Raw genomic sequence first — 568 nt, 5'->3', positions numbered from 1 at the left:
ATCGAGTACATCTCCTCGACGAAGCAGTACTCGGAGCGCGTCGGCGCCGACGAGTTCGACTGGGAGGCCGCCTGGAAGGAGGGCGCGAGCGACGAGCACCCGGAGGGCGGCGAGATCGTCCACGTGATCGGCCGCGACATCATCCAGCACCACACGATCTTCTGGCCCGCGATGCTGGAGGCGACCGACCACGCGGAGCCGCGTGCGGTGATGGCGAGCGGGTTCGTCACCCTCGGCGGGAAGGGGTTCTCGACCAGCCGCGACCGCGCGGTCTGGGCCGACGAGTACCTCGACGAGGGGTTCCACCCCGACCCGCTGCGCTACTACCTCGCGACCAACGGCGGGTTCCAGCAGGACGTTGACTTCTCGTGGGAGAAGTTCGCCGAGCGCGTCAACACCGAGCTGGTGGGGACCGTCGGCAACTTCCTCTACCGGTCGCTGCTGTTCGCCCACCGCAACTACGAGGGCGGCCCGGACGCCGACGCCCCGAGCGACGCCGTGGCGGCGCGGATCGACGAGGCCGTCGAGGAGTTCGCGGCCGCGGTCGACGACTACTCCGTCAGGGCGC

1 protein-coding gene is annotated in these 568 nt (G+C 69.9%); it reads left to right on the top strand.

The window, feature by feature from the left end; all coding sequences use genetic code 11:
• The coding region (locus tag EXE52_RS18085) for a class I tRNA ligase family protein (protein WP_158414007.1) at positions 1-568 on the top strand (568 nt) is incomplete at both ends.

Origin of the sequence: Halorubrum sp. CGM4_25_10-8A (assembly GCF_005435025.1) — an archaeon.
Classification (GTDB): Archaea; Halobacteriota; Halobacteria; order Halobacteriales; family Haloferacaceae; genus Halorubrum; species Halorubrum ezzemoulense.
This window is presented reverse-complemented; position numbering and strand designations above follow the sequence as displayed.